Raw genomic sequence first — 13082 nt, forward strand, 5'->3', positions numbered from 1 at the left:
GAGCTTGTTGATGTCGTCCTGTATCCGTCCATATTTTTTGTTTCACCGCAATTTCTTGCCGTGAAGAAGGGCGAACTTGGATCTGGTCACCGCCTATTATCCCGTTATTTACCCTGAGAATTCGCGGTTTTGGCTCCCGTCGGACAGATATCGAGAAGCGGGCAGGTGCGACACCTCGGCTCAGCAAAGGTGCATGTCTGTTGCCCGTGAATCTTGATGAGGGTGTGGTGCTCGTCAAGCATTTCTGCAGACCATGTAGCGGGCGCCATCTCCATCAGGCGATCTTCCGTCGCGCGGGCATCCGCGCTCTTGCTCACTAAGCCTAGTCGCTGGGTCACGCGCAGGTGGTGACTATCGACACAGATCGCGCGCCGTCGCAGCGTGCTGAAGTTTACTATTGCGGCGCTGGTCTTTGCTCCGACGCCGTCGAAGCGCTCCAGCCAGGAGCGGACTTTATCTGTGCGATAGCTCTTCAGAAGATCAAGCGAAAGCGTGCCACACCGTTGAGTGATCTGCTCCAGCGCCCGCTTGAGATGAACCGCCTTCTGCTCTGGAAAAGTAATCGCACGAATTGCATCTTCGATCTCCGGAATCGATGCGTCTCGAAGTTTTTCCCAACTCTCAAACTTTATCTCGAGATGTCGCACCACTTCATGCGACACCTCTGTCTTGGTTCGAGACGACAGCAGCGAATAGATGAACTGCTTCAGCGGATCCCAGACGTCACGCGCGGCGGGCTGACCATAGCGAGCCAGAAGACGGCCATGAATCTCGACCAATCGTGTGTCGGGGAAGAGCGGCGTGACTCGCATCACATGCAATTTTATTCTTTTACCTGGATTAAGGTCCGACAATGCCGTCCGAGCGCTGCGCATCGTCAACAAACTAATTTACGGATTAAACCGGCAGTCAGTTACGAGTGATGCCGAGTTGCTTTCCTGAAGGAGTTTGTAGACCCCATGCCATTCGTGGTGTATTGTGCGCCAGCCCCACACGGCCATCCGGCCCTAGAAGAATGATGCCCCCGTGCCCACCCAGTCGGTCGAACAAATAATTGATCGCTTCATGGGCTGCTTCGTCGGGACTGGCCCCTGCCGCAACACGATCCACGGCCCATTTACCCAGGACGAGCTTCATAATTGGCTCGCCCCAGCCCGTCAACGAGACCGCCGCCGAAAGATTGTCCGCATAGCAGCCACAACCGATCAGAGAAGAGTCGCCAACCCGTCCGGGGGCTTTGTTTAGAGTGCCCCCCGTACTGGTTCCGGCAGCGATATTGCCATGGATGTCGAGCGCAACTGCCCCTACCGTGTCGTGCGACTCCAGACTTCCCGAGAAGGTCTCGTCAGGCAATCCAGCCAGTTCGTCGGACTGGGCCTTATAGAGTCGCTCCTGCTCGCGCCGCACCACCAGATCCATGTTGTCGCATAGCGCCATTCCGTGTTGACGTGCAAATCTTTCCGCTCCCGTGCCGACAAAATACACATGCGGGGACTTGTCCAGGACCAGCCGTGCTGCACGAATCGGATTTCGTAGCCGTTCAACACACGCCACTCCGCCTGTTCGCAGGTTTTCACCGTTCATCAACAGAGCATCCATCTGAACCCGGCCATCCTGCGTGAGGAATGATCCGCGCCCGGCGTCGAAGGTGTCGTCATCTTCCATAACGGCGACCGCAGCCTCTACGGCATCGACTGCGGTGGCACCTTTTTCGAGAAGGGCATAGCCTGTGGCCAGCGCGTTTGCGATGCCAGCTTCGTGGGCGGCGATGGCGTCGTCGGGCATCGCCCAGGCTCCGCCGTGAATTAACAAAACTGGTTGCAGACTCATTGCATCTCAAGTCTACGGGATTTCGTTTCATCCGTACTTAACCAAACCACACCATCATGTTGTCAGCCGAATCGAGGAGCTTATGTCGAAGACAATCGCGGAAGTAATGGTTGAAAGCTTGAAGAACGCTGGAGTCAAACGCGTCTATGGTCTTCCGGGAGACTCCCTCAACGGCTTCACCGATGCGCTTCGCAGGGACGGCACAATCGAATGGGTTCACGTACGAAACGAGGAGGTCGCGGCGTTTGCCGCCGGGGCCGACGCGCATCTTACGGGCTCTCTTGCCGTCTGTGCGGCAAGTTGCGGGCCAGGCAATCTCCACCTCATCAATGGTCTGTTCGACTGTCATCGCAGCCGCGTGCCCGTGCTCGCCATCGCCGCGCACATTCCCAGTTCTGAGATCGGCAGCAATTACTTTCAGGAGACCCATCCGCAGAACCTTTTCAAGGAGTGCAGCGACTACTGCGAGATGGTCGGCGTCCCTGAGCAGATGCCCCGCGTACTCGAAATCGCCATGCGCACCGCCATCAACATGTCCGGTGTCGCGGTCATCGTGCTGCCTGGAGACGTCTTGCTGCACAACGCGCCCGATGACCATTCCGTGCTGCCGATGAAGATGGCAAAGCCGCTGATCCGCCCTAACGATGAAGAACTGCGTGAGGCGGCTGCGATCCTCAATGCGGGTAAGAAAGTCACCATACTAGGCGGAGCGGGTTGCAAAAACTCTCATGCTGAACTCATCGCCGCTGCCGACGCGCTCAAATCGCCCATCGTGCACGCGCTCCGCGGCAAAGAATACATCACGTACGACAACCCTTTCGACGTTGGTCTTACCGGACTGATCGGCTTTAGCTCCGGCTACCATGCCATGGAAGATTGCGATGTTCTGCTCATGCTGGGAACCGACTTCCCCTATACACAGTTTTTTCCAAAGCATGCGAAGGTCATTCAGATCGACATTCGCGGCAACCAGATTGGCCGGCGGACGAAGGTCGACCTCGGTCTCATCGGCTCCATCAAAGACACTCTCTCGGCCCTGCTTCCCCTGCTCGAAACAAAGACGGATCGCACCCATCTGGATGCGAAGGTTAGGGACTACAAGAAGGTCCGCGAAGGTCTTGAAGAGTTGGCTCGTGCAGACGAGAACAAGACTCCCATCCATCCGCAATACGTGGCGAGAGTTGTCGATCAACTCGCAGCTGAGGATGCCATCTTTACCTGCGACGTTGGCACGCCTACGGTCTGGGCAGCACGTTATCTCACCATGAACGGAAGCCGACGTCTGCTCGGGTCCTTCTCGCACGGCTCGATGGCGTGCGCAGTGCCGCAGGCTATCGGTGCACAGACGGCGTTCCCGGGCCGCCAGGTGGTTACGTTATCGGGCGACGGCGGTTTGGCCATGATGCTCGGTGATCTGCTGACTCTTCGCCAGCTCAAACTGCCCGTCAAGATGGTTGTCTTCAACAATGGCGCACTGGCATTCGTCGAACTGGAGATGAAGGCCGCAGGCATCGTCACCTATGCCACCGACCTGGACAATCCAAGCTTTGCAGCCCTCGCCAACTCGATCGGCATTCATGGCGTTCGCGTCGATCAGCCCAACGACCTCGAATCCGCTGTCCGAACCGCCTTCGCCACACCCGGTCCAGCGCTGATTGAGGTGATGGTAAATCGGCTGGAACTCTCTATGCCGCCGCACATCAGTCTCGACCAGATGAAGGGATTCTCCCTTTACATGGCGCGAAGTGTCTTCAGCGGACGCGGCGACGAGATCGTCGAACTTGCGAAAACAAACGTGATTCAGCGGATACTTTCCTAGTGCAGGCGACGCAACTGCTTTGCTTACTTCGTTTGGGCGATGATTTTGCGGCGTTCCGTCTCGAGGTAGGTGTACCGGATACGGTGGATAACAGTCAGCGTGGCAAACAGCGCAAGGACCCACAGTGCGGGCGCCATTACTCCCCAACGGTTGCATAACGCGCCCAGAATCACGCAGACGATGCGCTCGGGTCGCTCCATGAAACCCACTTTGCAGGTACCGATCAGGGCCTCGGCGCGTGCACGTGTGTAGCTCACCATGACGCACGCTGTCATCACAAAGGCCACCAGCCCCACATAAAAAAGGCGGTTGCCGCGTGCGTAGTAGATCAACAGGCCAAAGAAGATAGCTACATCTGAGTAGCGATCCATCACTGAATCGAAGAACGCGCCAAATACTGAGACCTGATTGGTTTTGCGCGCCACGCGTCCGTCGACCATGTCGAAGACGCCAGCTCCAATGATGATCAGACCGGCATACAGAAACATGCGGTTCGCGTTGTTCGGGCGAGCGAAACCGAAGAAACAGGCGGCGATGATGTTGATAACCAGGCCGATGAACGTAAGCGCATTGGGAGAGATGCGGGTCAGCGCGAGGCCGTTGACGATCTTTTGCAGCAGCCAGCCGCTGCCTTTGCCGAATGCGCTTGTCCAGGTCAAAAAACTTGTCCTCAGGGGAGATTGCCCCGTTTTTTACCGCTTCCTTGATAACACATCGCCAACGCTACCGAAGGCGTGCCCTTAGACCTCTTCGGCTACGTCGTGGATGGTGAGCAGCTTGAGGATTTCGAGCTCCCGTTTGCCGTTCGGAGTGATGACGGTCGCGATATCGCCGACCTGTTTGCCCAGGAGAGCGCGACCAATCGGAGACGTCGTCGAAATAAGCCCCTTCGCAACATCGGACTCTTCGCTCGTCACGAGCTGATACTTGATCTCTTCGTCCTTGCTGGAGTCGAAGACGGTGACATGCGACCCAAAACCAACCTTGTCGGTCGGAATATTGACCAGGTTCACCATGGCGAGTTCGCCCATCCGCTTCTTCAACTGCCCGAGACGGGCGTTGACGAAGACCTGGCGTTGCTTAGCCATGTGGTACTCAGCGTTTTCGCTCAGGTCGCCGAGTGCGACGGCCTTTTTGATCTCTGCAGGGAGTTCGGTTGTAAGTTCGTGCTCCAGCAACTTAATCTCTTCTGCAAGCCTCTTTTTTACTTGTTCTGGCATGGGGCCTTCCGAATGGTACTAACGTGCTCGCAGATGCTCGTGCGGCAGCACACTGAGGTGAAAATACGATTATACGATGGCTGGTCTGCAAAGCAGCTATCCGGGTCTCCGAACAAGCCACTGTCTGCTGGGATCTTCTATGCAGGAGACGTCCGGAATCTTGATAAAAGACTGAAAAATCGACCACGACCCGATCTTGGTTGTCGACTCCTTTGTAGTTTCACCCCGATTTGAGCGTGGCGGTCGGGAGTGAACGGCCAGCCGTAAAATGAATGACGTGAGTCGACGGGCCTGACACCTTTCCACCTGATTTTGGCCCGAGGTATACACATGACGGAGGCCCAGATTTGAAGTTTCTCGCGACCCTGATGTTGCTTTTAGTGGTTGGAGCGGCTGTCGCCGCAAGCGTCATTTATCGGCCTTATGGTCGATCATCCGAGACCTTCATCGATATTCCTCCTGGTACGGGAACTGAAGCGATTGGGGCTCAGCTTGAGAACAGTGGGATTATTCGCAGCCAATATGGCTTCGATCTCCTCCGTCTGGTCAAGCACGGCACGCTGAAAGCCGGGGAGTACCGCTTCGATCACCCTGTTCCTATGATTGACGTCTATGAGCGACTGCTCCACGGCGACGTCTACACGCAGGCGTTGACCATTCCCGAGGGGTACAACATCTTCGACATCGCGCAGGCGGTAGAGGCGGCCGGCCTGGGGAAGCGTGATACCTTCCTGGCGGCCGAACGTCAGCATACAGAGCTGATTCTGGCCTGGCAGCCCCCTGGCGGCCCTCAGCCGGAGTCTCTCGAAGGCTACCTGTTTCCCGATACTTACCAGTTTTCGCGACACGTTACGCCGCTTCAGATCCTTTCGGCCATGGTGCGGCGCTTTCACCAAGAGACCTCTCAGCTTGGGCTTACCAGTGACGTAGCGCGCACGGTGACGATGGCTTCTTTGATCGAAAAAGAGGTCAGCCACGACGCTGAACGGCCCCTTGTTGCGGGAGTTTTTGCGAATCGGCTGGCTAAGTCAATTCCATTGGCTACCGATCCGACGGTCGTCTATGCGGCGCTGCTCGAGAATCGTTGGCGCGGGACCATCTACGCTTCTGACCTGCAATCTCCCTCTCTTTACAACACTTACAAACATGCCGGTCTCCCTCCCGGGCCTATTTGCAATCCCGGATTAGCCGCTTTCCGCGCGGCTATGCGCCCGGCGAAGACCGATTACCTTTATTTTGTGAGCGATGCGGCTGGCCATAGCCGTTTCTCCGCTACGCTCAAAGAGCATAACGCTAATGTTCAGGCATATCGTAGCGCGCAAAAGTAGCTAGTCTCACCAGGCCCGCCATTGGTGGTTCGCCACGAAAACTATGAGAAGCGCGGTCGAACTCGCAAACATCAAAGAGGTATAGGTATAGCAAGATGGTGTGGATGGTGCCCCGTCATGGTTTGCGGGCGATGGTCCATGCGAGGAAAGATATACTTGAAGTTTGTGTTCATGAGGATAAAACAAGCGGTCGCTGTGAGTTTGCTTGGGCTGGCTCCGGCGTTGACCGGCTGCCTGACGCACACTCGCATCGTTCCGAAGACGCGTCCTGCAGACGTGGTTCTGGATGCGACGCTGGACCAACTCCTGACGCAGGTGAGCGCACGCTTTGATGGAATCCAGACCATTAACGCGTCGGTGGAGATTGCCGTTACCAAGGGTGGGGGGCGGGAGGGTCACGAGACCCGGTATCCGAGCTTCAGCGGTTACATTTTCCTTAGAAAACCTCAGGATCTGCGGGTTCTTCTGCGGGTGCCGATCCTTGGCTCGCAGGCGCTGGATATGGTCAGCGACGGAAAGAACTGGAAGATCTGGATTCCCAGGGAGCATCTTGCAATGAAGGGGACGAGCGAGGTGACCAAGCCTTCGCAGAATGGGCTTGAAAACCTGCGCCCTGCGGTCATCTTCGATTCGCTTCTCGTGCATGGTCTTCGCCCTGACCAAGTCGTTTCGCTGACGCAGGATACGCGAATTCTGACTAATGAAAAAGATAAGAAGGACCTGGTTGAGGAGCCGGATTACGATCTCGAGTTTCTGGCTCAGCCTGCGGGGCAGATTGCACATACCGTACGCGTGATTCATGTAGGCCGCACAAATCTGCTGCCTTATCAGCAAGATATCTACGGTCCGGAAGGGACGGTGGTGACGCGGGCTTTCTACAGCAACTACCAGAAGTTCGGGGATACTCCCTTTCCTATGAAGATCGTGATTGTGCGGCCTCAGGACCAGTACAGCCTGACCGTGACGATCACGAAGCTGACACTGAATCAGAAGCTCGAGGACGATCAGTTCGAGTTGAGGATTCCCGATACCGTTCCGATCAAAACCATGGACTAGTTTCAGGATTTTTTTGAGATGCTGCGCGCGGATTTTTTTTGCGCGGTGGAATGGTGTTTTTACAGGGGTTTTTTAGAAAAACGCGTGCTTTGTTGTGGTGTTTTTGTGGTGAAAACGTGGTGGATTTCGTGGTGAACGTGGTGCTTTAGCGCACACTTTTTCGGGGGCGAAAAATGCGCCACGTTTTTCGGATTTATTTTTAGGGTTGGTGGTGGGCTGGTGGGTCGTAGTTGCAAAAGCAACGGCTACGGCGAGAGCACCGCTACGGCAAAAGCAGCGGCAAAAGCAGCGACAAAAGCAACGACAACGACAAAAGCAAATACGGGGTCCTTCGCTTCGCTCAGGATGACACTCTCTACCCTTGACGTTGTCTCCGCTTAGGGACAGGGGCGGGTGCTAAAGGCCGGCGCGTTTGGCGTGGGCGGCGATTGCTGTGTTGATTTCGAGGGCCAGGGAGAGGGCGGCTCGGCCGGCCTCGCCTGAGACGAGCGGTGGGGTGCGGGTGCGGACGGACTGCAGGAACGACTCGATCTCCAGGCGGAGGGGCTCGCCGGGTTCGACGGATATTTTTTTGAGGGAGAGTCCTGCAGTGGGGTGCTGTGCGACTGGCTCGGTTTTCTCGCCTATCTCGACCTGCCGGGCTGCCTCTGCTGCCTGGGCTTTCTCGACTATTTGAGCAAGTTGGCGGGGGTCCATGCCTGCGGCTGCAGTGACGTCGATCATCAGCAGGTCCTGACGGGCGAAGTCGAGGGAGAGGTACTGGTGGGGCTGGAAGAAACGCAGTTTGCGGACGCGCTCTGTGCTGATGCGGCTGGCGGTGAAGTTGGCGATGCAGCCGTTTTCGAACTCGACGCGAACGTTGGCGATGTCGACTTTGTTGGAGAGTACGGGGAGACCCACCGCTCGCACCTCGCGGACAGGCGACGCGACCAGGCTGAGTACGATGTCGAGGTCGTGAATCATGAGGTCGAGTACGACGTCTACATCGAGCGAGCGCGGGGTGAAGATGCTGAGGCGGTGGGCCTCGAAGAACATGGGTTTGTGGAGGTGCTGGCGGGCGGCGGTGACGGCGGGGTTGAAGCGCTCGAGGTGGCCGACTTGCACGATGCGACCGTGCTTGCTGGCCAGTTCGAGGATGTTGTCGGCATCTTCGAGGCTTGCTGCGAAAGGCTTTTCGATCAGCAGGTCTACGCCTGCGGCCAGAAGCGGCGCCGCTGCGGAGGCGTGATGAATCGTTGGGACGCAGACCGACGCAGCGTTGAGGGGACCGACTGCGGCCAGACAGGCTTCGATGGTCTCGAAGCCGGGGATGCCGAACTTCGCGGATGCCTCAGGGAGGGCAGCAGGGGCGCGGTCGACTACAGCGACGAGTTCGACCGCCTGCCCTTCGTGCTGAAGCTGATGGAAGACACGGAGATGGTTGCGCCCGAAGGCTCCCGCTCCGATGACTGCGACGCGCAGTGGTTGTGAAGCCGGCACTACTTCTTTTCGGCCGGCGCCTCGACGGCCTCGCGGCAGCGGGCGTAAAGCTCGAGCAGGTGTGTGACCTGATCGTCGCTCTTGGGTGAGGTGGGGAGGCCAAAGCCAGTGGAGCCAGCGGATTTGCTGCCTACATTGGCCTGGGATGCGACGAACTTGAGCAGATCGAGCGCGATGTCTTCGGTGCGACGCGCTGCGGGGATGGATTCCATGAAGTAGTTCCTCTCGTTTCTCTTAGCCTGATGTTAATGGCCGGGATGGTGTGGGCGCAAATGGGCTGCTTCGAACCAGACGTTATCTTGAGGCGTTTGTCCGAAGTGCTGACTTTGATGCCGGAGAGTTTACGGACTGGCCAAATGTTAGCGCGACCAGTCGACGGAGCGCGTCTGTCGGAGTTTAACGTCAGCGGATTTGTTGAATTGGCATGCCTGCGTAGTCGGTTGATTCTTTTTGGCTGATGGATGCGATGTAGCCGTCGGGGCGAATCAGGATTTTTGTTCCGTCTGGGAGTTGGAGCTCGGTTGCTTGTGGGCCGCGCATAAGTTCGAAGAGCCTGCTGTTGCCGATGCGGCGATCGGGCATGCGGTCTCCTGGTGATAGATCGCCTAGTGTGTGACCAGATGAGAGTGCGCTGGTGCGGTAGTGGAGGGCGAGCTGGTTGGTTGCGTCGCCGCGCTTGATGGACCGGGTTTGATGCAGATGCTTAGTTAAGCCGAGGACCGCGGCGGCGATGGGGAGACGCTCGGATTCGTAGGTGTCGAGGAGCGATGCTGGGCCACCATTGACGACGTGCGCAAGCTTCCAGCCGAGGTTGTAGGCATCTTGTACGCCGGTGTTGAGGCCTTGTCCGCCTGATGGTGGATGGACGTGCGCTGCGTCTCCTGCGAGGAAGACGCGGCCGACCCGGTAGCGATTGACCATGCGGACGGAGTGTTGATAGATGGATCGCCAGGCGATGCGTTCGATGCGGTGCCCGGTGACTTTGAAGACTGCTTGTTCGATGTTGTCACCGATGGACGCGGCTTTTGCCATGAGTTGAAAGAATTGTGTGTTCGGCAGAGGGCAGAGGCCGATTGCGGCGCCTTTGAGGGAGGGCCAGATGTGCCAGTCGCGGCGATCGAGATTTTTAATTTCGACGTCGGCGACGACGGAGGGCTCTTCGTCGATGGCTTCGCCTTCGAGCTTCAGGCCCAGGCTTTTGCGCACTGCGCTGTGACCGCCGTCGCAGCCGATTAGGTATTCTGCGTGCACGGTTTCTCCGTTCGATAGCGTTGCGTGGACGCTGTGATCGCTCTGTTCGAGATTTGCGAGCGCCGTGCTGAACTCAACCTCGTGGCCTAGTTGGTGGAGGCGCTCTCTTAGGATTTCTTCGGTGCGTGATTGGCGCACCATCCATAGGTTTGGGTAGGGAATGCGTTCTGTGGATGGTTTGGAGGAGCCTAGCGAACCTGCGCGCATCGAGAGTGGGCCGAGGTGGATGCGAAACTTTGGGTAAGGTGCGCCGGCAGCGAGGATCTGATCGATGACGCCGAGATCTTCGAAGACTTCGAGTGTGCGGGGCTGGATGCCCTTGCCGCGCGAGCCCTGAAAGGGGGTGTCTGCGGCTTCGAGTAAACGGAAGTTTACTCCACGCCGGGCGAGGTCGATTGCCAGGGTGAGTCCTGTAGGGCCGGCGCCGATGATCAGGATTGATTTTTCGTACATGGTACGAAAAGATATAATCGTACAACGTACGAATGTCAACCAAAAATATAAAGCTGAGTCGTGAATCGATTGCCGCAGCGGCGCTTGCTATCGCCGATACGGAGGGGTTTACGAGTGTGTCGATGCGGCGCGTGGCGCAGGAGTTGGGCGTTGGGACGATGAGCCTCTACTACTACGTGAAGACGAAGGACGATCTGATCGCGGTGATGGATGACGCTTTGATGGGCGAGGCTTTGTTGCCGTCGATTCCGAAGGACTGGCGGCGTGCGCTGACGGAGATTGCGACACGAACGCATGATCTGTTTCTGCGACATCCGTGGGCGCTGGTGTCGATGTTGTCGGCTCCTCCGGGCCTTAATGCGATGCGGCATATGGAGCAGTGTCTGGAGGCGCTTGCGGGCACGTCAATGACGGCTCAACAGAAGCTTGCGCTGCTGGCGACGGTGGATGATTTTGTCTTTGGTCATGCGCTGCGAGAGGCTTCGGCCGATGGCGCGATTGATGTTGAGTTTGCTAAGACGCAGATGGCGACGGGGGACTTTCCCCGGCTTGCTGAGGTGTTTGGGAAGGGCCGGATTCCTGCTCAGAAGGACCGCTTCAAGAAGGGGCTGAAGGTGCTTTTGGAGGCGGAGTTGTCGTAGTCGTGGCTGCTGTGTTGCTTTGCTCTGTTGTTTATGGAGCGCTGTGGCCGTTGCAGTGGAGCACGCCGAGGTAGGCGCTCCATGGACCGACGGCGTCGTGATACTGGTGGGCCATGACGCGGGAGAGTTGATGGAGATGGGTGAGATCGTGGGTGGCCCATGTCGCGAGGAGTTGCGACAGCGTCACGGAGCCAAAGGCTGGATGCGTGCCGCGGCGCTCTAAATCTTTCGGTTGCAGGTTCAGGGCTTTGAGTGCGGCGAGGTTTTGTGCGCGGAGGTGGGCGAAGTCGTCGAGGAGCTGCTCGAGGGTTTTGTTCTGGGTTTCTTTCGCTTGAGCGAAGCGGTCGAAGGGATGGAATGGCTGCGATTCGCCGTGGTCGAGGATGGTGCGGATGCGCGGCATCCAGTCGGTGCGCTCGCCGCAGATGAGGTGACCCACGATGTCGAAGGGACTCCAGGTATCTTTTCCTTCGTTGCCGCGTGCCCATGTGTCGGGCAGGCCGCGCAGGAGGGCGTTGAGCGTTGAAGGGGTGCGGGAGAGGAGTGCGGCGGCTTCGTCGATGCGGAGTTCTGTCGTGGTTGCCATGCACTGATGATGCATGGGTGTTGCCTCTGGACTCAAGGCTGACGCTCGGCTGGGAAATTTGTGTGAGCTAAGCAGACAGCTGCGACGATGCGCGGACTCCGCAGACGATCTCGTAGGCGATGGTGTTTGCGAGGTGGGCGTGATCGTTGGCTGTGATGCCGTCGCCGAGGATGACGACTTCATCTCCCAGCGCGAGGTCTTCTATTTCGCTCACGGCTGTGATTTCGCTTACGGCTGCGGCTTCGCTTACGGCGGCGATTTCGCTTACGTCTACTATCGTCAGGTTCATGGAGACGCGGCCTACGAATGGGGCTGGCTTGCCGTGGATCATGGCCCAGCCGCCGGGACGGGTGTTCGATGCGGAGAGCTCGCGGCGGAGGCCGTCTGCGTAGCCGATGGGGAGGAGGGCCAGGCGCATGGGCTTGTCTGCTGCGAAGATTCCGTTGTAGCCGACGGAGTCTCCGGGATGGATGTCGCGGAGGCCAATGATGCGGGTCTTCCACGTCATGACGGGTTGCAGGCTGGCTTCGATCTCGGGTTGCGGCGGAGTTGAGGCGTTGGTGGATTCGATGGGCAGGCAGTATCCGTAGAGTGCGATGCCGGGGCGCACCATGGAGCGTGCTCCGATGGTGGATGCGAGAGTGCGCAGCCACGGAAGGTTCTCTTCGGTGCCTTGATTGTCGACGGTGGAGGAGTTGCCCGCGTGAACCCATGTCGGGCGGAGGCCGGACGATGCGATTTGGGCGATGGCTTGTTCGAAGCGTTTGCGCTGAAGCAGGGTTTGAGGGGACGCGGCGACTTCGGAGGAGGCAAAGTGGGTGAAGACGCCATCGAGTTGCAGGGTTGTGTGGTTTTTCAACCACTGCAGAACGGCAGATAGATCTTCGCCTGGGGCGACACCCTGGCGTGCCATGCCGGTGTCGATTTCGAGGTGAATTGGGAGCGGTGCCGAGTTATGTTTTGTGACTGCGGCGGAGAGCCATACGAACTGCTCCTGCTGCCAGACGACCGGGGTTAGCCGATGGCTGAGGAGTTTGTCGGCGTCTTCGGGCAGGGGGCCTGACATGACGAGGATTTGAGGCTGCTTTTTGGGATCGATGCCTGCGGCTGTGAGGGCCTTGCGGACGCATGCGCCTTCTGCGGCATCGGTGACGCCGAGCCACGGGGCTCCGGCGCGGGTGAGGACGGGAGCACAGACGGCGGCTCCATGACCGTAGGCGTTGGCCTTGACCACGGCGAGGACTGCGGTGTCGCCGCCTGCTGCGTTTTTCAGCAGCTGGTAGTTTGCGGTGAGGCGCTTTTCTGAGATCTCCACCCAACTCTTCACAACCACTATCCTATCTTCGCAAGCGGGCTGGCGAGGGATCAGGGTAGATAGCGACTGCGATACTCCTGATTCCCCAACGCACCCTGAGTGTG

General features: G+C 58.0%; 13 protein-coding genes. 4 read left to right on the forward strand and 9 right to left on the reverse strand.

The annotated features are described in order from the left end of the window. Positions 1-104: 104 nt before the first annotated feature. Both RBB82_RS09500 and RBB82_RS09505 read right to left on the reverse strand, forming a co-directional pair. Positions 105-812 carry an endonuclease III domain-containing protein gene (locus RBB82_RS09500; RefSeq protein ID WP_433974885.1) on the reverse strand — a complete coding sequence of 236 codons (708 nt, stop codon included), beginning with the start codon at positions 810-812 and terminating at the stop codon, positions 105-107. A gap of 97 nt (positions 813-909) precedes the next feature. Then, positions 910-1830, reverse strand: a complete 921-nt coding sequence (locus RBB82_RS09505) for an isoaspartyl peptidase/L-asparaginase (RefSeq protein WP_433974886.1) — start codon at positions 1828-1830, stop codon at positions 910-912. An 82-nt stretch (positions 1831-1912) separates the two neighbouring features. Between RBB82_RS09505 and poxB the strand changes: the two genes are divergently transcribed. Beyond that, positions 1913-3649: a ubiquinone-dependent pyruvate dehydrogenase gene (gene poxB / locus RBB82_RS09510; protein WP_433974887.1), complete on the forward strand. Its 1737-nt coding sequence runs from the start codon at positions 1913-1915 to the stop codon at positions 3647-3649. A gap of 23 nt (positions 3650-3672) precedes the next feature. Here the strand turns inward: poxB and RBB82_RS09515 are convergent, their stop codons facing one another. Together RBB82_RS09515 and RBB82_RS09520 are read right to left on the reverse strand one after the other, a co-directional pair. Beyond that, positions 3673-4308, reverse strand: a complete 636-nt coding sequence (locus RBB82_RS09515; protein ID WP_433974888.1) for a CDP-alcohol phosphatidyltransferase family protein — start codon at positions 4306-4308, stop codon at positions 3673-3675. An 81-nt stretch (positions 4309-4389) separates the two neighbouring features. Then, positions 4390-4869: a GreA/GreB family elongation factor gene (locus RBB82_RS09520; RefSeq protein ID WP_433974889.1), complete on the reverse strand. Its 480-nt coding sequence runs from the start codon at positions 4867-4869 to the stop codon at positions 4390-4392. A 347-nt stretch (positions 4870-5216) separates the two neighbouring features. On the opposite strand from RBB82_RS09520, the gene mltG reads away from it, so the two are divergent. After that, positions 5217-6197 (forward strand): endolytic transglycosylase MltG, encoded by a 981-nt coding sequence (gene mltG, locus RBB82_RS09525; protein ID WP_433974890.1) that lies wholly within the window; start codon positions 5217-5219, stop codon positions 6195-6197. Between the two features lie 171 nt (positions 6198-6368). Further along, complete coding sequence (locus RBB82_RS09530) at positions 6369-7253, forward strand: LolA family protein (protein WP_433974891.1); 885 nt, start codon at positions 6369-6371, stop codon at positions 7251-7253. 396 nt (positions 7254-7649) lie between these two features. On the opposite strand, the gene RBB82_RS09535 is transcribed toward RBB82_RS09530, so the two are convergent. The 3 genes from RBB82_RS09535 to RBB82_RS09545 all read right to left on the reverse strand — a co-directional run bounded on the left by RBB82_RS09535 (position 7650) and on the right by RBB82_RS09545 (position 10436). Next, positions 7650-8732 (reverse strand): Gfo/Idh/MocA family oxidoreductase, encoded by a 1083-nt coding sequence (locus tag RBB82_RS09535; RefSeq protein ID WP_433974892.1) that lies wholly within the window; start codon positions 8730-8732, stop codon positions 7650-7652. Then, positions 8732-8944: a hypothetical protein gene (locus RBB82_RS09540; protein ID WP_433974893.1), complete on the reverse strand. Its 213-nt coding sequence runs from the start codon at positions 8942-8944 to the stop codon at positions 8732-8734. The genes RBB82_RS09535 and RBB82_RS09540 overlap by 1 nt, the downstream gene beginning before the upstream one ends. A gap of 190 nt (positions 8945-9134) precedes the next feature. Continuing rightward, positions 9135-10436, reverse strand: coding sequence for an FAD-dependent monooxygenase (locus RBB82_RS09545; protein ID WP_433974894.1), 1302 nt, complete (start codon positions 10434-10436; stop codon positions 9135-9137). Between the two features lie 32 nt (positions 10437-10468). Between RBB82_RS09545 and RBB82_RS09550 the strand changes: the two genes are divergently transcribed. Then, positions 10469-11077: a TetR/AcrR family transcriptional regulator C-terminal domain-containing protein gene (locus tag RBB82_RS09550; RefSeq protein ID WP_433974895.1), complete on the forward strand. Its 609-nt coding sequence runs from the start codon at positions 10469-10471 to the stop codon at positions 11075-11077. A gap of 31 nt (positions 11078-11108) precedes the next feature. On the opposite strand, the gene RBB82_RS09555 is transcribed toward RBB82_RS09550, so the two are convergent. Next, complete coding sequence (locus RBB82_RS09555; protein ID WP_433974896.1) at positions 11109-11663, reverse strand: DinB family protein; 555 nt, start codon at positions 11661-11663, stop codon at positions 11109-11111. Positions 11664-11730: 67 nt separating this feature from the next. Continuing rightward, positions 11731-12990 carry an alanine racemase gene (gene alr / locus RBB82_RS09560; RefSeq protein WP_433974897.1) on the reverse strand — a complete coding sequence of 420 codons (1260 nt, stop codon included), beginning with the start codon at positions 12988-12990 and terminating at the stop codon, positions 11731-11733. Between the last annotated feature and the right edge of the window lie 92 nt (positions 12991-13082).

This window comes from Tunturiibacter lichenicola (assembly GCF_051013355.1).
GTDB lineage: Bacteria > Acidobacteriota > Terriglobia > Terriglobales > Acidobacteriaceae > Edaphobacter > Edaphobacter lichenicola_F.

Coding starts and splice junctions, on each gene's coding strand:
- RBB82_RS09505 (WP_433974886.1), bottom strand. CDS start 1,830: ATGAGTCTGCAACCAGTTTTGTTAATTCACGGCGGAGCCTGGGCGATG.
- RBB82_RS09500 (WP_433974885.1), bottom strand. CDS start 812: ATGCGAGTCACGCCGCTCTTCCCCGACACACGATTGGTCGAGATTCAT.
- RBB82_RS09555 (WP_433974896.1), bottom strand. CDS start 11,663: ATGGCAACCACGACAGAACTCCGCATCGACGAAGCCGCCGCACTCCTC.
- RBB82_RS09540 (WP_433974893.1), bottom strand. CDS start 8,944: ATGGAATCCATCCCCGCAGCGCGTCGCACCGAAGACATCGCGCTCGAT.
- poxB (WP_433974887.1), top strand. CDS start 1,913: ATGTCGAAGACAATCGCGGAAGTAATGGTTGAAAGCTTGAAGAACGCT.
- RBB82_RS09545 (WP_433974894.1), bottom strand. CDS start 10,436: ATGTACGAAAAATCAATCCTGATCATCGGCGCCGGCCCTACAGGACTC.
- RBB82_RS09520 (WP_433974889.1), bottom strand. CDS start 4,869: ATGCCAGAACAAGTAAAAAAGAGGCTTGCAGAAGAGATTAAGTTGCTG.
- RBB82_RS09530 (WP_433974891.1), top strand. CDS start 6,369: ATGAGGATAAAACAAGCGGTCGCTGTGAGTTTGCTTGGGCTGGCTCCG.
- RBB82_RS09550 (WP_433974895.1), top strand. CDS start 10,469: ATGTCAACCAAAAATATAAAGCTGAGTCGTGAATCGATTGCCGCAGCG.